The 21,483-nt window shown below is 56.0% G+C and carries 17 protein-coding genes and 1 tRNA gene; 10 read left to right on the top strand and 8 right to left on the bottom strand.

Features of this window, described 5'->3' with window-relative positions; all coding sequences use genetic code 11:
* Positions 1 to 120: 120 nt before the first annotated feature.
* The 3 genes from COMA2_RS05475 to COMA2_RS05465 all read right to left on the bottom strand — a co-directional run bounded on the left by COMA2_RS05475 (position 121) and on the right by COMA2_RS05465 (position 3,031).
* Complete coding sequence (locus tag COMA2_RS05475; RefSeq protein WP_090895364.1) at positions 121 to 1,524, bottom strand: ATP-binding protein; 1,404 nt, start codon at positions 1,522 to 1,524, stop codon at positions 121 to 123.
* Between the two features lie 93 nt (positions 1,525 to 1,617).
* Positions 1,618 to 2,289, bottom strand: a complete 672-nt coding sequence (locus COMA2_RS05470) for a response regulator transcription factor (RefSeq protein ID WP_090895363.1) — start codon at positions 2,287 to 2,289, stop codon at positions 1,618 to 1,620.
* Positions 2,290 to 2,386: 97 nt separating this feature from the next.
* Positions 2,387 to 3,031, bottom strand: coding sequence for a nuclear transport factor 2-like protein (locus COMA2_RS05465; protein WP_090895361.1), 645 nt, complete (start codon positions 3,029 to 3,031; stop codon positions 2,387 to 2,389).
* A 49-nt stretch (positions 3,032 to 3,080) separates the two neighbouring features.
* Between COMA2_RS05465 and COMA2_RS20075 the strand changes: the two genes are divergently transcribed.
* The 3 genes from COMA2_RS20075 (at position 3,081) to COMA2_RS05455 (ending at position 7,644) form a co-directional block, all read left to right on the top strand.
* Complete coding sequence (locus COMA2_RS20075; protein WP_175304414.1) at positions 3,081 to 3,248, top strand: hypothetical protein; 168 nt, start codon at positions 3,081 to 3,083, stop codon at positions 3,246 to 3,248.
* A gap of 78 nt (positions 3,249 to 3,326) precedes the next feature.
* Positions 3,327 to 6,215, top strand: a complete 2,889-nt coding sequence (gene gcvP, locus COMA2_RS05460; RefSeq protein WP_090895359.1) for an aminomethyl-transferring glycine dehydrogenase — start codon at positions 3,327 to 3,329, stop codon at positions 6,213 to 6,215.
* A 109-nt stretch (positions 6,216 to 6,324) separates the two neighbouring features.
* Entirely contained in the window at positions 6,325 to 7,644 is a 1,320-nt protein-coding gene (locus COMA2_RS05455; RefSeq protein WP_090895357.1) for an aminotransferase class V-fold PLP-dependent enzyme, read from the top strand.
* Between the two features lie 99 nt (positions 7,645 to 7,743).
* On the opposite strand, the gene COMA2_RS05450 is transcribed toward COMA2_RS05455, so the two are convergent.
* The 3 genes from COMA2_RS05450 to COMA2_RS05440 form a co-directional block, all read right to left on the bottom strand.
* On the bottom strand, positions 7,744 to 8,283 hold the full coding sequence (locus COMA2_RS05450; protein ID WP_090895355.1) for a tetratricopeptide repeat protein: 540 nt from the start codon (positions 8,281 to 8,283) through the stop codon (positions 7,744 to 7,746).
* Between the two features lie 283 nt (positions 8,284 to 8,566).
* Positions 8,567 to 8,653 (bottom strand) — tRNA-Leu (locus COMA2_RS05445).
* A 216-nt stretch (positions 8,654 to 8,869) separates the two neighbouring features.
* Complete coding sequence (locus COMA2_RS05440; protein ID WP_175304413.1) at positions 8,870 to 10,324, bottom strand: AAA domain-containing protein; 1,455 nt, start codon at positions 10,322 to 10,324, stop codon at positions 8,870 to 8,872.
* A 155-nt stretch (positions 10,325 to 10,479) separates the two neighbouring features.
* Here COMA2_RS05440 and COMA2_RS05435 point away from each other — a divergent pair, with 155 nt between their 5' ends.
* Positions 10,480 to 10,749 (top strand): hypothetical protein, encoded by a 270-nt coding sequence (locus COMA2_RS05435; RefSeq protein WP_090895351.1) that lies wholly within the window; start codon positions 10,480 to 10,482, stop codon positions 10,747 to 10,749.
* Positions 10,750 to 11,061: 312 nt separating this feature from the next.
* Here the strand turns inward: COMA2_RS05435 and COMA2_RS05430 are convergent, their stop codons facing one another.
* Complete coding sequence (locus tag COMA2_RS05430) at positions 11,062 to 12,093, bottom strand: tetratricopeptide repeat protein (RefSeq protein WP_090895349.1); 1,032 nt, start codon at positions 12,091 to 12,093, stop codon at positions 11,062 to 11,064.
* A 16-nt stretch (positions 12,094 to 12,109) separates the two neighbouring features.
* Complete coding sequence (locus COMA2_RS05425; protein WP_217490636.1) at positions 12,110 to 13,597, bottom strand: FAD-dependent thymidylate synthase; 1,488 nt, start codon at positions 13,595 to 13,597, stop codon at positions 12,110 to 12,112.
* Between the two features lie 197 nt (positions 13,598 to 13,794).
* On the opposite strand from COMA2_RS05425, the gene hisS reads away from it, so the two are divergent.
* The 6 genes from hisS to gyrB all read left to right on the top strand — a co-directional run bounded on the left by hisS (position 13,795) and on the right by gyrB (position 21,449).
* Entirely contained in the window at positions 13,795 to 15,057 is a 1,263-nt protein-coding gene (gene hisS / locus COMA2_RS05420) for a histidine--tRNA ligase (RefSeq protein WP_090895347.1), read from the top strand.
* A 92-nt stretch (positions 15,058 to 15,149) separates the two neighbouring features.
* Entirely contained in the window at positions 15,150 to 15,470 is a 321-nt protein-coding gene (locus COMA2_RS05415; RefSeq protein WP_090895344.1) for a DsrE family protein, read from the top strand.
* Positions 15,471 to 15,482: 12 nt separating this feature from the next.
* Positions 15,483 to 15,824, top strand: coding sequence for a hypothetical protein (locus COMA2_RS19700; RefSeq protein ID WP_139077085.1), 342 nt, complete (start codon positions 15,483 to 15,485; stop codon positions 15,822 to 15,824).
* 568 nt (positions 15,825 to 16,392) lie between these two features.
* Positions 16,393 to 17,736, top strand: a complete 1,344-nt coding sequence (gene dnaA / locus COMA2_RS05400; protein ID WP_090895339.1) for a chromosomal replication initiator protein DnaA — start codon at positions 16,393 to 16,395, stop codon at positions 17,734 to 17,736.
* Positions 17,737 to 17,759: 23 nt separating this feature from the next.
* Positions 17,760 to 18,887, top strand: a complete 1,128-nt coding sequence (gene dnaN / locus COMA2_RS05395) for a DNA polymerase III subunit beta (RefSeq protein ID WP_090895338.1) — start codon at positions 17,760 to 17,762, stop codon at positions 18,885 to 18,887.
* 93 nt (positions 18,888 to 18,980) lie between these two features.
* Positions 18,981 to 21,449 (top strand): DNA topoisomerase (ATP-hydrolyzing) subunit B, encoded by a 2,469-nt coding sequence (gene gyrB / locus COMA2_RS05390; RefSeq protein WP_090895336.1) that lies wholly within the window; start codon positions 18,981 to 18,983, stop codon positions 21,447 to 21,449.
* Positions 21,450 to 21,483: the final 34 nt, after the last annotated feature.

The raw sequence follows: 21,483 nt of genomic DNA, 5'->3' as shown, positions 1-21,483 counted from the left end.
TATCGACGATTGCACGGTTCAAAAGGGCACTGTTCTCACCCACCCGGCCCCGGCGCGCCCGCTTCGCGAAGCCGCTTCGGTAAGGCAGGGAGGCCGCTGACCGACTTTTTCAACAGCCTGCTAAGCAGCGGGATGAGCGAGCGGTAAGACAAGGGTAAAGGTTGATCCCTGGCCGAGATCGCTTTTGACTTCTACCCGACCCTTGTGCAACTCCGCGATCCAGGTACAGATGGCGAGGCCGAGACCCGTCCCCTTCTTTGTGTGGCCTCGGGCAACGTCGGTACGGAAGAAACGTTGGAAAATCTTCTTATGATCGGCAGTGGCGATGCCGATCCCATGGTCCGCCACCGACAGCCGGGCCTCCCGACCGTCGTTCAACAGCGAGATCTCGACCTTGCCACCGGGATACGAATACTTCATCGCATTCTCGACGAGATTGAGCAGCAGCTCACGAAGCCGCAAGTCGTCGCCCTGAACCACTACCGGCATGACGGTCCCCAGCAGGACCTCGATATTGCGGTCCTGTGCGAGCAACTTAGCCTGACGATAAATATCTTCGACGAGAGACTCCATCGCGACAGGCAGCGACTCCACTTTGACTTCACCCATGTCGGCACGCGACAGGAACAACAGTTCGTCGACGATTCGAGTCATTCGATCGATCTCTTCTAGATTGCTCTCCAGCACCGACTTATAGTCGTCGAGCGAACGAGGTCGCCGCAGAACCAGATCTGTTTCGCCTTTCATCACCGTGAGAGGAGTCCGCAACTCGTGCGAGGCATCGCTGGTGAATTGCTGAATCTGACGGAACGACGTATCCAGCCGCCCGATCATATTATTGAAGGTCGCGGCGAGGCGGCCGATTTCGTCGTGAGCCGCCGGCATGCTCAGGCGTTGACTCAGATCTCCGGCGGCGATGCGCTGCGCGGCCAGGGTAATCTTATCGACAGGACGTAACGCTCGTCCCGCCAAGAACCAACCCCCTGCCAGAGACACCGCCAGGGCGATGGGGATCGCCACAACCAGCAGCACAAGGAAACGCTGGAGGGTCTCGCCGACCGATTCCATCGATGTACCGACCTGCACGATATATAGGAGATTGCCTCGATACATGATCGGCATGGAGATCAGCCTCAACGGAGGCTCCCTGGGATACTTGGCCGATTCAAAAATGCTCTGCCCGGCGAACGCGGCATCAAGAGCGGTCCGGCTCAAAGGAACTTCGTGTTGTTTGATATTCGGAGAACGGATGGTGATCGTGCCCGAGGGGCTGAAGATTTGGAAGAACTTATCGATTCGCGTCAGTTCGGGAAATTGGGAGAGGAGTTCCTCTTCATCCAGCAGAGGAAGAAACCCACGTGCTTCGAGCGATCGCACCGCCGTCGTGGCCGTGTCTTCCAACGATTCGTCGACCGTGTCGCGGAGATTTCTCGCCGTGATGGCGTAGAGAACCACGGAGAAAACGATCAAGACCAGCGCGAGGGCGGTTCCATACCACAGGGTCAGCCGGACGCGTAGCGGCATGGGTCAACTCCTGATGGGTGGCGTCGTCGTCGCGCTGTCCGCTCGTTGTGTCTCGAGTCACCGGATAACCGGGGGGCTTGTTTCAAGATCACGCTAGTCGGCCTTCAGCATATACCCGCTACCGCGAATGGTATGGATCAGTTTCTTGGTTCGGCCTCGATCGATCTTGTTCCGGAGGTAGTTCACATAGACATCGATGACGTTCGTAAAGGTATCGAAATCTTGATTCCACACATGTTCGGAGATCATCGGTCGGGTAAGGACGCGGCCCGTGTGACGCATCAGATATTCCAGCAAGGCGTACTCTTTCAGCGTCAGATCGATACGTTGCCCCCCTCGGGTGACATCGCGAGTCGCCGGATTGAGCATCAGGTCATCCACCTGCAAGATTCCTGGGTTTTCGGATGCCCCACGGCGCAACAGGGCTCGAACACGCGCCAAGAGTTCATCGATCGCGAACGGTTTGGTCAGGTAATCGTCGGCGCCGGCGTCCAGTCCTTTGACCCGCTGGTCGATCTGGGATTGCGCCGAGAGGATCAGCACCGGCGTGTGGATCCGTTCCCGGCGGATGTTCTTCAGCACATCCAGACCGGACATGGAGGGCAGCATCACGTCGACGACCAAGAGGTCATAGTTGGTCGCCAGGGCCATTTCCAACCCTTTGGCTCCATCTTCGCAGAGGTCGACGGCATAGCTTTCCTCTTCAAGCGCTCGCTTAATAAAACAGCCGACTTTGGTTTCATCTTCTATGACGAGGACCCGCATACGCACTCCAATGAATGATGATCAGCGGCGTGATTATACCAGACCGATGACTGTGAATCTTATAGCGTGCGGATACGCTCGATCGTCCGCGAAGTGACTAAGTTGAATCCCCGGGGAAGGTCTGTTCCAGAGAAGTAATCATGGGCTTGCCGTCGCGGATAGTGAACACCAGCGTTTCTTCGCCTTCCGTTTTGAATTCCCGATTGGCTTGGAGAAGCGTCTCCGTCGACTTGAAGGAGACTTTCGCGCTCCGCTCATCCGAGGCCAACGAGACGGATGTATTCGTACGAGTGAAGTCGTTGGCGCTGGGAAAGGCGAAACTCATGGCAAGGGTCTTCCGGTAGTCCTCCCGCGTCAGCATGGCCGTCTGTTGTTGCGGACCTTGTTTCAGATGAATGGTGATGGTCGCGTCGTGCGTCATGTGGCGCAGGACGCCGTCGACATCCTTTCGTCGAATCGCATCGTCGAGTACGTCGAGAAGAAGGTCGATTCCTTCACGAGTCAGACGGACATCGGCCTGGGCAGGCTTCGACTGCGAATCTGTGAGCACCACGCCGGGCTGACCTGTCGGTACCGGGGGAGACAGAAACTTGGTGACCAGATTCTGGTCCTTAAAAATTGCGTATCCCGCGTATCCGATGCCCGCGATGCTACCGAGCACAAGGGTCACGACGATCGCCTTGACCATCGAGAAGCGCTGTGGCGATGGCTTCTCATCGGGGTCCCGTTTCATGGCCACCATGGGTCAGCTCCCCAGACTGGAGGTATGAGTCAACCATAACGCGAATTATGTGAAAAGCAATCAAAAGCCGGCGGCTCTGCAAGACAATGGACCTCGCGGCGCGCCGGGAGAGGTCGACGGCTCCTTCGGACAAGGCCTCCTCGCAAATACAGCGATCGTCAGTACCACCATGAAATTATCTCCGGAAACCGAGCCTGATCTCTTGGAAAAGTGGTGATGGCGTGATACGCTGCTCGATCGACAGGGGCACTGCTCATCCCATTCTCTACAAGCTAACCAGAGGGTAGCCGACTCCATGACCACTCAGAATTGGCGCCGACCGACTGACGACTTTATTCACCGGCACCTGGGTCCCACAAGGGCCGATATTCAAGAGATGCTGGCCACATTAGGCCTCCGTTCGCTCGACACGTTGACCGATGCCGCCATTCCTCCTGATATTCGATTTGGTCGAGCTCTTGACATTCCGACCGCCGACGGTGAGCAGGCCGTCCTCACCCGCCTGAAAGACATCGCGTCCAAAAATCAGGTCTATCGATCGCTGATCGGCATGGGCTACTACGATTGCGTCATCCCGGGCGTGATCCAACGAAACATTCTAGAAAACCCGGCTTGGTATACGCAATACACCCCATACCAAGCCGAGATCTCACAAGGCCGCTTGGAGGCGCTGGTCAACTTCCAGACCATGGTGGCGGACTTGACCGGCCTGCCGCTGGCGAATGCCTCGTTGTTGGATGAAGCGACCGCTGCAGCCGAAGCGATGGCGATGTGCTACACGATCGCCCGCAACAGAGGCGATGAACGAAAAGAATTCTTTGTCTCGCGCGACTGTCACCCACAGACCTTGGCGGTGTTGCAGACCAGAGCCGAACCTCTGGGTATCGTCATCAAGACCGGTGTCGCCTCGTCCGTTGATTGTTCGCGTTCTCAGCTATGCGGCCTGTTGTTGCAGTATCCGGCCACGGACGGCTATGTGAGTGATTTCAGCACCTTGGTCGCGCAGGCGCATGAGGCCGGTGTTCTCGTGGCGGTTGCCACCGATCTTCTCGCCCTGACCTTGCTCCGCTCGCCCGGAGAATTCGGTGCCGACATTGCCGTTGGTTCGACGCAACGCTTCGGTGTGCCGATCGGCTTCGGTGGACCCCACGCTGCGTTTCTCGCGACCAGAGAGGACTACAAACGGCAGGTGCCTGGTCGCCTGGTTGGTGTCTCGAAAGATGTGACCGGCAAGCCGGCCATCAGGCTTTCGCTTCAGACGAGGGAGCAACACATTCGGCGAGAGAAGGCCACCAGTAATATCTGCACGGCTCAAGTCTTGTTGGCTGTCATGGCCGCCATGTATGCCGTGTACCACGGGCCGGACGGGTTGCGTCGGATTGCCGAACGTGTCCACGGCCTTACGTTGCTGCTGGCGGAAGGATTGCGTCGGCTTGGGTTCGACGTATTGCCGAAAGTCTTCTTCGATACGGTTCGGATACCGGTCCCTAACGCTCAAGCCGATCAAATTGCGACCAGGGCAAATGAACAAGGGGTCAATTTCCGGCATTATGAAGACGGCTCCATCGGTATTTCACTCGATGAAGCCAGCTCCGAGGAAGAAGTGCGCCGCCTCCTGCACATCTTCGTCGGGCATGACCAGTTGCCGTTTCGCCTTTCCGATCTCGCTGATGCCATCGATCTCGCCTACTCGTCCCCCTTGGCCAGGACGAGTAAGTACCTGACGCATGAGGTTTTCCATCGCTACCACTCGGAGCACGAGATGCTCCGCTATCTTCACAGACTGCAGGCCAAGGACCTGTCCCTCGTCCATTCAATGATCCCGCTGGGTTCATGCACCATGAAGCTGAACGGCACCACGGAAATGCTGCCGGTGACGTGGCCGGAGTTCGCTCGTTTGCACCCCTTCGCGCCGGCTGAACAAACACGTGGCTATCAGACGTTGTGTGGACAGCTCGAATCGTGGTTGGCTGAACTTGCCGGATTTGCGGCCTTCTCGCTCCAACCGAACGCGGGGTCCCAGGGCGAATATTCCGGCCTGATGGTAATTCGCGCCTATCATCGCTCGAAGGGGGAAACACATCGAGACGTCTGCTTGATCCCTGTATCGGCCCACGGCACGAATCCCGCCAGCGCCGCTATGGTCGGCATGACGGTGGTGGTCGTCGCATGCGATCGGAACGGAAACGTGGATGTCGCCGATTTGGAGGCCAAGGCCGCTCAATATCGGGACCGATTGTCGGCCCTGATGCTCACGTATCCTTCTACTCATGGAGTATTTGAGGCAAGCGTGCGGCGTATCTGCCAAATCGTCCATACGCATGGCGGACAGGTCTATATCGACGGGGCCAATATGAATGCCATGGTGGGCCTCTGCCGACTCGGCGACATCGGGGCGGATGTCTGCCATCTCAACCTTCATAAGACGTTTTGTATTCCCCATGGAGGTGGAGGACCCGGTGTCGGACCGATCGGAGTGGCGCGGCATCTCGTGCCCTTTCTTCCAGGGCACCCGGTGGTCAAGCTGGGTGGGTCTCAAGCTATCGGTCCTGTCTCGGCGGCTCCGTTCGGTAGCCCGAGCATCCTTCCGATTTCCTGGGTGTACATTGCCTTGATGGGTCGTGACGGATTGACCACGGCCACACAGGTAGCCATCCTCAATGCCAACTACATGGCGAAGCGGATGGAAAAGCATTACACCATTCTGTACCGGGGCGAGTCCGGATTGGTGGCTCACGAGTTCATCCTGGATCTCCGTGAATTCAAGGAAAGCGCCGGGATCGAGGCGATGGATGTCGCCAAGCGATTGATGGACTACGGCTTCCATGCGCCGACCGTGTCGTTTCCGGTGGCCGGCACGCTCATGATCGAACCGACGGAAAGCGAGACCAAGAACGAACTCGATCGGTTCTGCGAAGCCCTCATCCTGATCCGCGCCGAAATTCAGGAGATCGTTGACGGACGCCAGCCGCGAACGAACAATGTGCTCAAGAACGCCCCTCATACCGCCGAGGTCGTGACGGGGACGGAATGGAACCGCCCCTACAGCCGGGAACAGGCGGCGTTTCCCGCTCCCTGGTTGAAGAACAGCAAGTTTTGGCCCAGCGTGAGTCGCATCGACGAGGCCTACGGCGATCGCCATCTCATCTGCAGCTGCCCACCGATTGAAAGTTATCAGTCCTAGCCGGCTCATCCGCCGCTGTCCTCGCTGCATGAGCGACGGTCGACCCTGCCTTGTCCATTTTGCGCGCGCACAGTAGAGTACGGAAGCGGATTCTGACCAGGAGGATCGTATGAGCGACCTTGGACGTCGAGGTTTCCTTGTGCGGACTGGATTGACCTTGGGCGCGGCGCTTCTTACCGGTGCCTACGCTCGCGCGTTTGCTGATCGACAATCTCCCCGGAGCAGGTTCAAGAACTGGGATGATCTCCGGGCGCAGTTTCCTCTGTCTCCGCAACTCATCCATCTCGCGGCGTTCTTTCTTGCGTCCCATCCCACACCGGTGCGCGAAGCGATCGATCGTCATCGCGCCGGCCTCGATGCCGATCCCATCGGCTATTGGGTTGAGCAGGAAGAGAAGCAGGAAGCGAAGGTCCTCCAGGCCGCCGCCGACTATCTGGGCGTCAATCCCACGGACATCGCGTTGACGGACAGCACCACGATGGGTCTGGGTCTGCTCTACGGAGGCTTGCAGCTTCGAACTGGGCAGGAAATCCTGACGACGACACACGACCATTATTCGACAGAAACCGCTCTGCGCCTCCGTGCCGAACGCACAGGCGCCAAGATTCGCCGGATCTCCCTCTATCGTTCACTCAAGACCGTCTCTCGTGACGAAATGGTCGATTCCCTGCGTAAGGCCATCTCGCCGGCTACGCGCATCTTGGCGGTCACCTGGGTCCATTCCAGCACGGGCTTGAAACTGCCGATCCACGACATGGCTCAGGCCATTCAATCCATCAATCGCTCACGAGACGAGAGGGATCGGATTATCTTCTGCGTGGACGGGGTTCATGCCTTGGGGGTCGAGGACTTCCGCTTGGGCGACCTCGGCTGCGACTTCCTGATCGCCGGGACCCACAAATGGATGTTCGGCCCGCGCGGAACCGGTCTCGTCTGGGGCCACCCAAAAGCATGGCCGATCGCCAGGGCGACGATCCCGACCTTCAACTCACAGGCCTATGACCTCTGGATGGAGAACAAATCGTCAAACGATCTTCCTCCATCGGTCCACATGACGCCCGGCGGGTTTCATTCATTCGAACATCGCTGGGCACTGGACGAAGCCTTCGCGTTTCATCACGCCATTGGAAAAACCAAGGTCACGCAGCGGATCCATGAGCTCAATCAGCAATTGAAGCAAGGATTGGCGGCCATGCCGCACGTGACGCTCCATACCCCAATGTCTCAGGACCTCTCGGCTGGGATTGTCTGTTTTGAAGTCGCGGGCCTGGCGCCCCGGGCCGTCGTGGAACAGCTCCGTCTCCGCGGCATTGTCGGCAGCGTCACGCCCTATGCAACAAAGTATGTCAGGCTTGCGCCGAGTCTTATCAACTCACCGAAGGAAATCGAGACCACGCTGGAGGAGGTCGGGAAGTTACGCGCGTCTTAAAGATCACGCTGCGGAGCAAGTTGGATACTCAGGATGAAGTCTGCCGCGAAGGCTTGGTGCTTGTGGGGAGGGTAATCTCGACGCCTACGGCCCATAGTCTTACTTCTCGCCGCACTTCTTGAATTTCGATTCTTGGCACTGCTCGGCCAGCTGCTGCGCCTTCGTGATCTGCTCCGGCGTCATGCGTGATGCCGTACGATCCCGATCCTTCATGATCTCGGTCTTCGACCCGCCGCTCGACGATGCGATCGCCACGGTGAACCACACATAGGCCAGAACCTGATTCGGCTGAACGCCTTGTCCCTTCGCATACATCTGCGCGAGTTCGTTTTGGCCCCCCGCATGGCCTTGGGCCGCCGCCATCCGATGCCATTTGAGTGCCGCTTGGTAGTCTTGCTCCACGCCCAGTCCACTGGCATACAGCAACCCCAGGTTATACTGAGCTCGTGCGTCCCCTCGTTGGGCGAGGGGGTAAAAGAGTCCCGCCGCGACTCGATAATCTCCACGCTGCAGCGCGTCGTATGGCTCCTCCCCGGCCAGAGGGATCGTTTTCTTCGAATTACCACTCAACGGTTCCACCGCCGAGGAGACGGTTGCACTAGTCAAGATCAAAACAGCTACGAGTACGAGAAGCCTCATCCTGTACCACCTTTCAGCACCATCAACCGCGTTGGAAGTCCCGTACTACCCTCGGTAACAAGACAACCGAGCTTCCTCAGCCCCCACAGCAGGGCAGATTGCGGACGAGCCATTCTTGTCGAGCGAGGCACAAATGTCATCAAAATATTGTTTTCGGCATTCACTCCAACGGATGGAAGGTCACTGGACATGGTTCCCGGGTCGAGGCGAACCCGACGTAGAGCCGGTCCATTGGAAGCAGCGTTGACGCGATGAAGACTCGCAGTGCAAACACAGGCTGTGGTGGTGCCGAAGCCGGGATTTGAACCCGGACACCCTTGCGGGCGCTAGACCCTGAATCTAGTGCGTCTGCCAGTTCCGCCACTTCGGCATACAGGCTGCTGAAAATGTCTTCCAACGGGGTTCTCAGTCGCCCATCCCGCTCAACGTACCGACAGCGTACGTCTCGGGATCAAAACTCCTTGCGGCCTTGCTCCGGTCCGTTTTGAGCACCCTCACGTCAAGAGCCAAACCGCTGAACCACGGGGGAGCCGGATTATCCTGAATTCTCCTCATCGGCGTCAAGCAAACGTTGCCGCATCCGTTTTCACGGTGCGGCACGGATGGCCGGCTGAGGCATGGCCCATTGCCCGACCATCGCGATCTCACGAGGATCGCCGCTCACGATAATGCGTTCGCGGACAAGCCCGGCCGCGGCCAGAAGCGACGGCGCGGCGATTCTCGGAGCCTCATCGACCATAAGGACATCGAAGCGCACTCGGCTGAATAGGGGATCGCTCGCAACCCGCATGGGTGTGGCAGCCACGAGGCGGCGATTTTGAAGGAAGGCTTGACGGTTTGGCTGTTCTTCGGCCGCCAGTAATTCGCGGACTTTCTTGGTTCCCCCCAGTTTGGCGATCTGTTCGTGGAGTTCCTCGAACTCGGCTCGCTTCCCCCTGGGAACGGCCGCCTCCGGAACAAGCTGCTGAATGCGACCTTTGGCGATATCGAGTTCGCTGTGCAGTCGGTCCATCTGCCCCTGATACAGGGCGCCATACTGTTTGAGGGATGCCGCATTTTTCCCGACCGCTTGCATCGTCAAACGTTGAAACAGGGGCAGGTTCTCGAAGTCCTTGAGCAGCTTCTGGACATCGGCCATCTTTACTTGAAGGTCACGCAATTGTGTGACGAGGCGCCATTCCAATAAGCGGACTTCGTCCAGATCTTTTTGTTTCGCTTCTTTCTGAGACAGAAACGGGGCCAATTCACGGAAGCGGTCATACTTGTGTTTCAAGGAGGCCTTGTTCCCTTGCGACTTGGCATAAAATTGATGCATTTGCGCTTCGAACCCCAGTTCCTGAAGGTCGACGCCGCCGGCCTGCGAGGCAATCGGGAGTTCGTACCGAGTGATCCACGTTGTGTGATTCAATCCACCGGCCTTCATGGTACGCCCCACCATCCCCACCATCTCATCGCACGCGAGGTGGTCTGGGCTGATTAGGAGGATGCGCTTGTTGGCGCGAATCAGCTCCATCGCTAGATTCGCCAGCTTTTGACGCCGGACTGACGGGTCGTCCGACCACACCGTCGTGAAGACGGGTGAAACGGAGGAGAACCCTTCATTCTCGACTGCTTGCATCTGCAACAGAGAAGCCAACCGCTCGGTCGGCCCGAGGTGATAAAGGTTGGGCTTTGCCAGCATATCCTTCAGACGGAAGGCTGCCGTGCCGACAAGGCCGGCCTGATCTGGAACAATAGTTACGGAAGGGACTTCACGCCCGAGAGCATCGACCAGTTGAACGGATAGGCTGCTCCCTACCTGCCGCAGCACGATTCCTTCCGTCGTATCCGCCTCATCTGCAAGGACGACGGATACCGGAAGGTCGACGGACAGTTGGACGCCAACAGCGACGGTAAACTCGTACAGATGAAGCCCGCCGGTGGTGCGCATCAAGCGGCCTTGCGACGCCACGACAGGACCATCATGCCCTGTTTCAGTCAGTCGAGCTTGCTCGGTTTCGAGGCGGGTGATCCATAGTTCGATGAATTCCGTTGCAGTCATGAGCACTGATCTCTCCCGCGTTGCAAGGCAAAGAACGGCCATGATAAATGCCCGCCGCAATACCTGTCCACCACGGGGATCACGAGGTTGCCCTTGTCTTCATGACTAGATCTTGTCTAGAATGAGCGGCTTCAGATGGACTTTTGGAGGAACCTGTGAAGGGTCTACGGTTTGAGCGGATCGCCAATGGACGTCACTACAATGTGGTCTTCCACATCGGCAGTACCTATGTGCCGGTGAGTGACGACACCATAGAAGAACTCAAGGAACAAAGTCTGCTGCCCGCCGAACGATTTCTGGATCTCCTCATCGACCGCGTGGGCTATTCATCCTACCTGAAGGATCAGATCCGCAATGAACTGAAAGCGACAGGCGACCCAACCACGCAGATCACCGTTCTCCAAGGCGCGATCCGGGAACTGTAGCTCTCGTCGTTCGTGAAGCGTATCTCGTCGAAATCTTACGGTTGGAAGTTTCTCTTCTGTTTTTCTCAGAGATCAGCTGTCGTTGTTATTCCCGTCGACCTCCTCTAAGAGAGCGGAGCAACCGTACGGATTCGTGCAAGGAGTGCTTCCGAGTCGATCTGGGATTTCGGTTTCATCTTCCTTGCTCCACTTGCTGTGGCGGGCTTTGGTCCTCCCAATGCGCGCATCGAGGAAGCACCTCCCGCGATCTAAAAATCTAACTAGCCTTTGCGTGCGCACTCGGCGAGCACAGAAGAACCAAGCCCGCCACACTCAATCCCCCACCTGCCCTTCCTGAAACAGCTGATTCATGATCTGATTTCGCTTTTCCGGGTCCTGATAGTACTTCAACGCCTTGCTGTAGTTTTCCATCGCGCTTTGGCGCTTGCCCCGAATCGCGTAGATTTCGGCGATGCCGTGATAGGCCCGCGCGTCTTCCTCATTACACTTGAGCGCCCGGCTGAAGATGTCCGCCGCCTCTTGAAGCCGATGTTTGCCTAATGCAAGCCAACCGAGCGCGGAATGGGCAGCGCCAAAGTCCGGATTGGCGTTGAGCGCGTCTTGGTAACTCTTTTGCGCCAGGTCCAGACGCGCGCGCGTTTCGTAGAGTCCGCCCAGCGCGAAGTGGACTTCGGCGTCCTGCGGGTTCAGTTTCAAAGCCGTCTTGTAGGATTGCACCGCCGGTTCCATCTTCCCCTGTTCCGCGAGCGCACAGGCGAGATTGGAGTGCGCAGCCGAATCGTTGGGGGTGAGCTTGACCACTTCTCGGTATTCTTTGATCGCCATTTCCAGACGCCCTTGGTCTTGATACGCGACGCCAAGATTCATCCGTGCCGGGGCAAAATCGGGAGCCAGTCGAACAGCTTCGCGATATTCCTTGATCGCCATTTCCGGATGGCCGGCCCGTTCGTGAATCTGGGCCAAAAAGTAGTGTGGATAGGCAGAGTGTGGAAGCAACTTGGCGGTTTCTGCGTAGAGTTGCAGGGATTGTTCTGATTGACCTGACTGCGCGAGGAACAAACCCTTGATCAAATGGACGTAGCCGCACTCCCTGTGCCTGCCGAGTAGATCATTCACCCACTCCCCCACCACGGCGATGTCCTGTGCGGACTCCAGGCAGAGGGCATGGGTTTTCCAGGCCTCGGCAAACCGGCCCTGCACGAGATACACGACGTTGCGGGCAAACAGCGGACGTGGATCCTTGGCCCCATCCGGATCCCGGCTCCAGGCCATCGACTCGGCAAACACGGTGTCCCATGCTCCGGCCACGATGGCCGTTTCGCATTGTTGCTGATAGGTACTCATGAGCGATATGAGGATTTTATCGAGTCAGCGCGTCTTCGACGTCGGGCGGTGTCGCCTGAATACCTTCGCCCAGGAAAGGAAATTTCTTGGCCAGCTGCTGTTTCATCTGCCAGGCGATCGTTCTGTACGACCAATGGCCCTTCACTCCGGACCGGAGCTTGGCGATATATTCCGCCTCGGCATAGTCCATCTTGAACAAACAGCGCACCTTGAAGCCGAACGGAATGGCATAGAGCGAGGCTTCCTGGTCCTTCTTCTTGAGCAGCTCAATGTCGTTCCGCACCGCCGCCATCGCTTGCCGATATTCCTGATCCAAGCCGGCGGCGATCAACGGCGGTGGAACATCATAACCGTGGACGGACGTGAAATTCTGCTGCACTTGCTGGCACCGCCGATGACGATGCATGTCTCGCCACGCCCCGATGTCCATCAGGATGTCGAAATTGAATGCGTAGCCACAGCGGAATTCCTTGATGAGTTCATCGTACGGCCCGCGCTGTTTTGTGGCGACTTCGATGGTCGCGTGTTTCTCCTTTTCAGACCACTCTTTCACGACCTCAAGTATCTTCCGATACGGGGCCTGCGACACGCGATAGAGGAGCGTCGCCACGATTTCGTCCAGCGGATGGTGCGGATCGATCAACTCGACGGACTCGATGGTCCCCCAGTTCCCAGGTTGATCGAGCCCTGCCCCGCGCAAGACTTCTTTCGCATGGCGGGCCAAATCGGAGTAGACCGATTCCTGATAGGTATTCGCCGTGGCATGCCGCGCGAGTGTCGGAGCCAATGGATCACTCAGGCCGGCGGTCTGCCCGCAGAGCTCACCCCACAGATTCACCGGCGGACGTTGGCAGGCCTCTTTCAAATCTTCGCCGATCGCCCGTAGTTCCGGCAATTGCGACGATAACAGGCGCGTAATCTGCTTTTCCAACGTCCGGATGCTGACGACCTGCCCGACGTTGGTCTTTGCCGAAAGGGGAAGGAGGTAACGGGTAACATCGAACGCGCGTGCCGCGATCGTCCGCTGATAATCGGCCGGTTTCATGGACGCCGGACAGGGATCTCGCTCGGCGAAGTACGCGATCAAGGGATCGTGCAGCAACCGGTAAATTTCGGACAGACTGCGGAGAATGCCTTCATAGACTGCCTCGGTTTCGCTCCCTCGAATCTGGCCCGGCACAAACCACCGGCTTGAGGCAAAGTTCTGATAGCGGCTCGATTTGGCCTGACCGTCCCAGAGCGGCTCGTCCTCCAGGCGGATGGCGGCGAGCTCCGAGATCTCCTCAAAACAGATGATGACGTGGCCGAGATCGGCAATGGACGCATGACCGTAATCGAAATAAAACTGCTCCCAGAACTTTTCCGAGGAGTGTCCGTGAACCCACCGGATGCTTTGTTCGATGGAATCCGGCGAGCGGCTGTAGCGCGCCAGCGCATAGGCAGATTTCTCCGGCGGCATGGGCGCGATGGCCACGACCCGGCGACCTGATTGATCCTGACTCATAGAATGTCTTTCACGTCGGCTCCTCCCCGTAACAAGCTACAGGGGAATCACAAGTTGAACCGTAGGCCGCGCACTATACCTCTCGATTCAGGATGGCGCAAGCTTGGGGGTCCGTTGACTTGTCGCAGAAGGCGCCGTTATAGTCCGCGCGAATTGTGCCTTGTGAGGTGCCACGGGAGAGGAGACGGCCGTTTTTCATGATCAAGGGTATTAAAGGCGTCAAAGATCTATTGCCGGAAGAGACGCCGCGTTGGCGCCTCATCGAAGAGGCCGCCAGACGGTGGGCAGGCCGATATGGATTTCATGAGATCCGTCTCCCGATCTTTGAGGTGACGACCCTCTTCGCGCGCAGCATCGGCGCATCGACCGACATCGTTGAGAAAGAGATGTACACCTTTCCGGATCGCGACGGCACATCTCTCACTCTTCGGCCTGAAGGGACTGCCGGGACCGTCCGAGCCTATATCGAGCACAATCGGGCCGCGATACCTGTTCCGCAGAAGTACTTCTATCTCGGGCCCATGTTTCGTCACGAGCGTCCCCAAGCCGGTCGCCTGAGGCAATTTCATCAATTTGGCGTCGAGTCGCTTGGTATGGCGGATCCCCGAGCCGATGTCGAGGTCATGGCCCTTCTCTGGCGGATCCTGTCCGACCTCGATCTCCCCAGCCTCACCTTGGAGATTAACAACTTAGGCTATACCGCCGATAGAGACACCTATCGGCCTCACCTTGTGAGTTTCCTCACACAACACGAATCCGGCCTTTGTGCAAATTGCCGTCACCGCATCGACGCGAACCCGCTACGAGTTCTGGACTGCAAAGTCCCCGAGTGTCGCGCAATTACAGAGACCGCGCCGCGTCTCGGTGACTTCCTTTCCGAGGCGGCTTGTTCATACTTCACACAAGTCCTAGCTGGTCTCGATGCCGTCAAGATTCCTTATTCATTGAATCATCGTCTGGTGCGAGGACTCGATTACTATAACCTCACCACCTTCGAGGTTACCGCGACCAACTTAGGCGCGCAAAACGCCGTAGGGGCAGGTGGACGCTACGATGGATTGGTTGAAACTCTTGGAGGGCCACCCACCCCAGCTGTTGGCTTTGCCCTCGGCCTCGAAAGAATGTCGATGTTGCTGCCGGAGTCCGCACTAGGAAGAGCGCTGAAGTATGCGGCTATCTATGTCGCCGGCTTCGGCGGCAACGGCGCTGTGGCTGGTCTGACAGCACTGGAAGAGCTTCGTCTGGCCGGACTTCACGCAGTTTCCGATTTTCGGTCTACAACCCTCAAAGCTCACTTACGCCAAGCTGACCGTCTGGCATCTCGCTTCACTCTCATCATTGGGGACGACGAAGTCGTGAAAGGATCAGCTGTTCTTCGCGATATGGAGACGAAAGTACAATACGATGTGAATCTCTCTACTTTAAGTCCTGAGATTCAGTCTCTCCTTCCCAAGTCCTAAGTACGCTTTTTCGGATTGACTTTCCCTTAAAAACAACCTAATCTTCATAGTGGATATAATATATAACTATATATAATTGATCATAAATTCCTGTGGATTCAAAGAAGATAGGTTTTCTCCTAGCTCTTCCCCCCTCACACACCAGCGCTGAGACGGTGCACGGTCTCGTGCGTACGGCCCTTGATGCCGGCCATGAGGTTTACTTATATCTCATTGATGAAGGTGTGAAGAACATTCACACGGACAATTACCGAGATCTCGCCAAAAGGGGAGCCCGCGTTTTTGCCTGCGCTTATGGCTGTCAACAACATCACGTTCCAACCGCAACGATAGACCCCAAAATGTCACTCTGTGGCCTCGTTGTACTGTCTGGAATCATTGAGGCTTGTGATCCATTTTTATCGTTTACCTGATTGTTTTTATCCATGTCAAAAAACGTCGTTGTCGTGATTCAAGAAGATCCTCGAAAGTCCCATAGACCCGTCGAGGCTCTCCGTATCGCTCTTGGCCTTTCGGCTGGATCCCACATGACAACTGTTATTCTCCTTGGCGAGGCTGTCCGTCTCATAGGAGATGAAACTGACGATATTCTCGATATGGAGATCCTTGAAAAGTATCTTCCTAGTATTAAACAGCTCGAAATTCCATTTATTATCCAAGATATACAAAATCATGTCCTCCTCCAGGACGACTTCTCCGTGAAACGGGAAGATGACGAGACTATCAGCTCCTTTATACAATCCACGGACTGCGCACTCGTATTTTAAGTGAGGAGCTCTCTGTATGCTGCCGGTTGTCTATGTCGTTCGTTCTCCACTGAATGCTCTGTCACAAGCACTCTTATCCGAGAACACTTCAGATGTGATACTTTCCCTGGAAGATCCCCTGCTTCCAGGAAGAGTGTTGCGCGCGGCGAACAATACACAATTAACAGAGGGAGACAGATTACCTTATGAGCAGGTACTCAAAATACTCCTTGCCAGCAAGAGGGTCATCACACTATGACTCCGAAGTTGTTCAGTAAAGAAAATTCGCAGTAGTAGGAGGAGTAGTAGGGAAGTGAATAGGGAGTATAGGGGTGAAGTGGTTGATTTTATAAAGTAAGTATTAATTGATAGAGCAGGATAACATTGGGGATTAGTTCTTTATGGAGCAGTTGGAATCTGTGAAAAGATTGTGAAGAGGGAATAAACGACAGTTGTACCTTCTTTTTATAACTCGACATGCCCTGGTATGACATGGTATTCAGCGTCGCTTTTATCAGGTATAAGGAAGACTGTAATGGTAGTTATCCACAAGTGTGAATAATCCTGTGTATAGCCATTAAAGCGCGTTATGAGCATTGACACTGTTTGGCAAGAAGCATTGCAGTACATCCAAGCGAAAGTTCCTAAGCAGGTGTATGACACATGGTTCATACCGGTTCATCTCGACCGGATTGAAAATTCAACGGCGCATATTGGGGTGCCGAATAAGTTTTTTGGCGAATGGTTGGATGCTCATTATGGACCGCTATTAGCGGAAGCCATGGCCACGGCTCGTGGTGGAGGGCTGATGGGCGTTGCATTCACCGTCCGTCAAAAGAACACTATGCCGGATGTTGAACCACAGAGTGTCGTCACCGCGCCACGCGGCGTCACTCAGTCCAAGGCGCGGCGGGGAATCCAACTCAACCCCAAATATATCTTTAAGAACTTTGTTGTCGGCGCTGGGAATCAATTCGCCCATGCGGCTTGTATGGCGGTAGCGGAACAGCCGGGGCAGACCTATAACCCTCTCTTCATTTACGGAGGGGTGGGACTCGGGAAGACTCACCTCTTAAACGCTATCGGAAATCATGTCGCCGAAAAGAGCGATTTACGCATCGCCTATCTGACGACAGAGCAATTTACCAACGAGGTGATCAACTCCATTCGATACGACAAGATGATGGATTTACGGAAACGGTATCGGCATATCGATATGTTGATGATCGACGATATTCAGTTCCTGGTCGGGAAGGAACGGACCCAAGAGGAGTTCTTTCATACGTTCAATGCCTTGTATGAGGGACACAAGCAGATTGTCCTCTCAAGCGACCGTTTTCCCAAAGATATGCCGGATATTGAAGAGCGTCTACGATCCCGCTTCGAGTGGGGATTGATTGCGGACCTACAGCCGCCTGACGTGGAGACCCGCATTGCCATCCTGAGAAAAAAATCAGAGGATGAGGGCCTGAAACTGCCGGAAGACGTCATCCAGTTCCTGTCGATTACGATGAAGAGCAATATCCGTGAACTGGAGGGCAGCCTGGTTCGGTTAGGCGCCTATGCCTCGCTGACGGGGCAGGTGATAAGCCTCGACCTTGCCAAGAACGTGTTGCGCGATCTCATCGGGGACAAGAAAAAGATCGTTGCGATGGATGATATTCAAGAGGCAGTCTGTACGCAATTCCATGTGAAGATGACGGAGCTGAAATCTCGCCGCAGGAGCAAGACGCTCGTACATCCTCGACAGATCGCCATGTATCTCTGTCGAGAGCTGACTGACGCATCGTACCCGGAAATCGGGCGCCAATTCGGCGGCAAAGATCATACGACCATCATTCACGCCTGTCGTCAGGTCGCGAAGGCCAAGGAGGCCGACACAGTCTTGCAAGCAACCCTTGAAACATTGAAAGAGCAAATTCTTCGAAGTTAAGAGCTTGGCAGGGAGAGTTCTCCATGAAAATACGCATTGGGCGAGATGAATTATTGACGGGACTCCAGCGGGTCCAAGGGGTCGTGGAAAAGCGAAACACGATGCCGATTCTGTCGAATATCTTGTTGGAAGCCAAGCAAGATGGGGTGGAGATTGTGGCGACGGACCTCGAGATCGGCTTGCGGGGCCTCTACAAAGGAACGGTTCTTTCAACCGGCGGTGTCACCATCTCGGCCAGAAAACTATTTGAAATCGTGAAAGAGTTACCCTCTGGTGACATCGAACTGACGGCGATGGACAACAACTGGACGACTATCCAAGCAGGGAAGAGCCAATTCAAAGTTGTAGGCCTCCCCAGCAGCGAGTACCCCGCGCTGCCGACGATCGAGCGCGAGGGGTTGACACCGCTTTCAGGAGAAGGGCTTCTGGAATTGATCCGAAAGACGCTCTTTGCCGCCGGTGATAACGATGCCCGATATATTTTGAATGGCCTCTTGATCACTCTCGTGGCAACCGACAAGAAAACCTCGCTGCGATTGGTCGGCACCGACGGGCATCGTTTGGCGGTGGCGGAGCAGGAAGTCGGCAAGGCCGGCAATAAAGGCGTGCCCCAGGAAATGAAAGCCATCATACCGAAGAAAGCCGCGCACGAAATCCGCCACCTCTTGGAAGAGGGCGGTGACACCGAACCGCTCATCGGTTTCTCGAAGAACCTCATGATCTTCCGCAAGAGCGGATTGCTGCTGACCTCTCGGTTGATGGAAGGCAACTACCCCAATTACCAACAGGTCATTCCAAAAGAAAGCGGCAAGAAGATCAGCGTCAATCGAAGTGAATTAGAGAGCGCCCTGCGCCGGGTGTCGGTACTGGCCAAGGATAAAGCCAGCGCGGTAAAGATTTCGTTCGCGTCCGACAAGATGACCTTGTTTTCCAGCAGTCCGGACTACGGGGAAGCCATGGAAGAATTACCCGCCCAGTATGAGGGAGAAGCCATCCATACCGGATTCAATGCCCGTTATCTTCTGGATGTCTTCAGTGTGATGGACGGGGAAACTCTATCGCTTCAGATGGAAACTCCGCTCAGTCCCTGTCTGATTCAGGAACCGGAAAGCCCCGGGTTCAAGTGTGTCGTCATGCCCATTAAGATTTAGCGGGATGATGGTGGAAAAGTCCGCCGGCATCGTGCGCGTGCCACAGGATCAAACTATGCGAGCCTTGTTTCTCGACAGGCGGTTAAAAAACGGATGACCACAGACGACTCTTCCCAGCCCAAATCAGACAGCTACAGCGCCGATCAGATCAAAGTCCTTGAGGGCCTCGATGCCGTCCGAAAGCGGCCGGCGATGTATATCGGGAGCACGGGTGTCGATGGACTCCATCACCTCGTCTATGAAGTCGTCGACAACAGTGTCGACGAGCACATGGCGGGGTACGGTGAGGCCATCGAGGCCATGATCCACATCGACGGGAGCGTGACGGTCATCGACAACGGGCGGGGCATTCCCACCGGCATGCACCCCACGCAAAAAAAATCCGCCGCCGAAGTGGCATTGACGGTGCTTCATGCAGGCGGCAAGTTCGAGCAGGGAGCGTATACGGTCTCCGGCGGCTTGCACGGAGTCGGTATCTCCGTCGTGAACGCCCTCTCGGAGTGGCTTGAGCTGGAGATCTGGCAGGATGGTCAAGTGTTCGAGCAACGCTATGAACGCGGGAAACCGAATGCCCCGCTCAAGGCGACAGGGAAAACAAAACGCCGAGGGACCAAAGTTCGGTTCAAACCGGACAGCCAAGTCTTTGAGACGCTGGAGTTCAGTTTTGACGTGTTGGCCCAGCGGCTCCGCGAACTGGCATTTTTAAACAAAGGCCTGGCCATTAGCCTGAGGGATGAGCGGAAAGAGCCGGCGAAAGAGCAAGTGTTTTTGTACAAGGGTGGCATCATGTCCTTCGTTGAGCACCTCAACGAAGCCAAAACGCCACTGCATAAGCCGATCTACGTCAAGGTCGAGAAGCCCGAAATGGTTCTGGAAGTGGCGCTCCAGTACAATGATAGCTACGCGGAAAACCTGTTTTCGTTCGCGAATAATATCAACACGAAGGAAGGCGGCACGCATTTAGTCGGGTTCAAGGCGGCTCTCACCAGGACGATCAACACGTACGCCAACGCGAACGATCTCTTCAAGAAAGAAACCGAATCGTTGACCGGAGACGATGTGCGGGAGGGCCTGACGGCGGTGGTCAGCGTCAAGGTCCGTAATCCGCAATTCGAGGGCCAGACGAAAGCGAAGCTCGGCAACAGCGAAGTGAAAGGCGTGGTCGAGGCCGCCGTCAACGAAGCCTTGGGCAATTACTTCGAGGAAAATCCTCCGGTGGCTCGCAAAATCATCGGCAAGGCCGTCGACGCGGCCCGCGCCCGCGAAGCGGCTCGGAAAGCCAAGGATCTGATCCGGCGAAAGAGCGCGCTCGACGGCGGCTCGTTGCCCGGGAAGTTGGCTGACTGTTCGGAGAAAGATCCGGCCTTGAGCGAACTCTACATCGTGGAGGGTGACTCAGCCGGCGGATCAGCAAAACAAGGACGTGATCGTAAGTTTCAAGCGATCCTGCCTCTGAAAGGCAAGATCTTGAATGTCGAGAAGGCGCGCTTCGACAAGATGCTCTCCAGCGATGAGATCAGGACCCTGATCATGGCATTGGGGACCGGCATCGGCCGCAAGCGCGAAGAGAGCGACAAGCCGGAGAAAGATGCGTTCGACATCGCAAAGGCCCGCTATCACAAGATCATTCTGATGACCGATGCCGATGTGGACGGCAGCCACATTCGAACCTTGCTCTTGACGTTCTTTTTTCGGCAGATGCCTGAGCTGATCGAACGCGGATATATCTACATCGCGCAGCCGCCGCTGTTCAAAGTGAAAAAAGGCAAGACGGAGCGGTATCTCAAAGACGAAGGGTTATTGAACGAATACTTAGCCGATCTGGCGGTCGAAGATGTCGAACTGTATCTGGAAGGGGCACAAGGGTATGTGACCGGACGTCGGCTGTTGCCGACTCTGAAGAAAATGATTGCCTTTGAAACCTTGCTCGGTCGGCTCAATAAGAAGTCCCACGAAGCCGGGATGCTCCGTACCTTTGTCGACGAACCAGGGCTTGATCGCGAGCTTCTCAAGGATCGAACCGCGCTCCAACGATCGATCGAGAACGTTAAGAGATCGCTGGCTGTGGTATTTCCAAAGGTCACGCCGGAGTTCGACGTGCTGGATGACGAAGAGCATCGATCGAACAAGGTCATCTGCCGGTTGCATGCGAACGGCGTCACTCATGAACTGTGCGTCACACATGAACTCGTCGGTTCCGCGGACTTTCGTGAACTACAGAAACTGACTCCGTCCGCCATAGGGCTAGGACGTCCTCCCTACAAGCTCAAAGCCAAGGGGCAAGAACATCACCATCGGGCGACCGATGAGCTGGTGAAGGCTATCTTGGATATGGGGAAGCAGGGGCTCGGCATCCAGCGCTACAAAGGGCTCGGCGAGATGAACCCGGGGCAGCTCTGGGAAACGACCATGAATCCTGAAATGCGCACGCTGTTGCGCGTGACGCTTGAAGATCTCACCGGAGTCGATGAAATCTTTACGATCTTGATGGGCGATGAGGTCGAACCGCGACGCAATTTCATCCAAACCCACGCCCTTGAGGTGAGAAATTTAGACGTGTAACGTCGTTCGTGAAGCGCAGGCTGAACAGGATTTC

Origin of the sequence: Candidatus Nitrospira nitrificans (assembly GCF_001458775.1) — a bacterium.
GTDB classification, from domain to species: Bacteria; Nitrospirota; Nitrospiria; order Nitrospirales; family Nitrospiraceae; genus Nitrospira_D; species Nitrospira_D nitrificans.
Note: the sequence above shows the minus strand (reverse complement) of the source record. Positions and strands in the feature narration are given on the sequence as shown.

What these genes read in the sequence shown, in the direction of transcription:
- COMA2_RS05450 (WP_090895355.1), bottom strand. Translation starts at nt 8,283, where the DNA reads ATGAGGCTTCTCGTACTCGTAGCTGTTTTGATCTTGACTAGTGCAACC.
- hisS (WP_090895347.1), top strand. Translation starts at nt 13,795, where the DNA reads ATGATCAAGGGTATTAAAGGCGTCAAAGATCTATTGCCGGAAGAGACG.
- COMA2_RS05425 (WP_217490636.1), bottom strand. Translation starts at nt 13,597, where the DNA reads ATGAGTCAGGATCAATCAGGTCGCCGGGTCGTGGCCATCGCGCCCATG.
- COMA2_RS05430 (WP_090895349.1), bottom strand. Translation starts at nt 12,093, where the DNA reads ATGAGTACCTATCAGCAACAATGCGAAACGGCCATCGTGGCCGGAGCA.
- COMA2_RS19700 (WP_139077085.1), top strand. Translation starts at nt 15,483, where the DNA reads ATGTCAAAAAACGTCGTTGTCGTGATTCAAGAAGATCCTCGAAAGTCC.
- dnaA (WP_090895339.1), top strand. Translation starts at nt 16,393, where the DNA reads ATGAGCATTGACACTGTTTGGCAAGAAGCATTGCAGTACATCCAAGCG.
- COMA2_RS05475 (WP_090895364.1), bottom strand. Translation starts at nt 1,524, where the DNA reads ATGCCGCTACGCGTCCGGCTGACCCTGTGGTATGGAACCGCCCTCGCG.
- dnaN (WP_090895338.1), top strand. Translation starts at nt 17,760, where the DNA reads ATGAAAATACGCATTGGGCGAGATGAATTATTGACGGGACTCCAGCGG.
- gyrB (WP_090895336.1), top strand. Translation starts at nt 18,981, where the DNA reads ATGACCACAGACGACTCTTCCCAGCCCAAATCAGACAGCTACAGCGCC.
- gcvP (WP_090895359.1), top strand. Translation starts at nt 3,327, where the DNA reads ATGACCACTCAGAATTGGCGCCGACCGACTGACGACTTTATTCACCGG.
- COMA2_RS05440 (WP_175304413.1), bottom strand. Translation starts at nt 10,324, where the DNA reads ATGACTGCAACGGAATTCATCGAACTATGGATCACCCGCCTCGAAACC.
- COMA2_RS05470 (WP_090895363.1), bottom strand. Translation starts at nt 2,289, where the DNA reads ATGCGGGTCCTCGTCATAGAAGATGAAACCAAAGTCGGCTGTTTTATT.
- COMA2_RS05465 (WP_090895361.1), bottom strand. Translation starts at nt 3,031, where the DNA reads ATGGTGGCCATGAAACGGGACCCCGATGAGAAGCCATCGCCACAGCGC.
- COMA2_RS05455 (WP_090895357.1), top strand. Translation starts at nt 6,325, where the DNA reads ATGAGCGACCTTGGACGTCGAGGTTTCCTTGTGCGGACTGGATTGACC.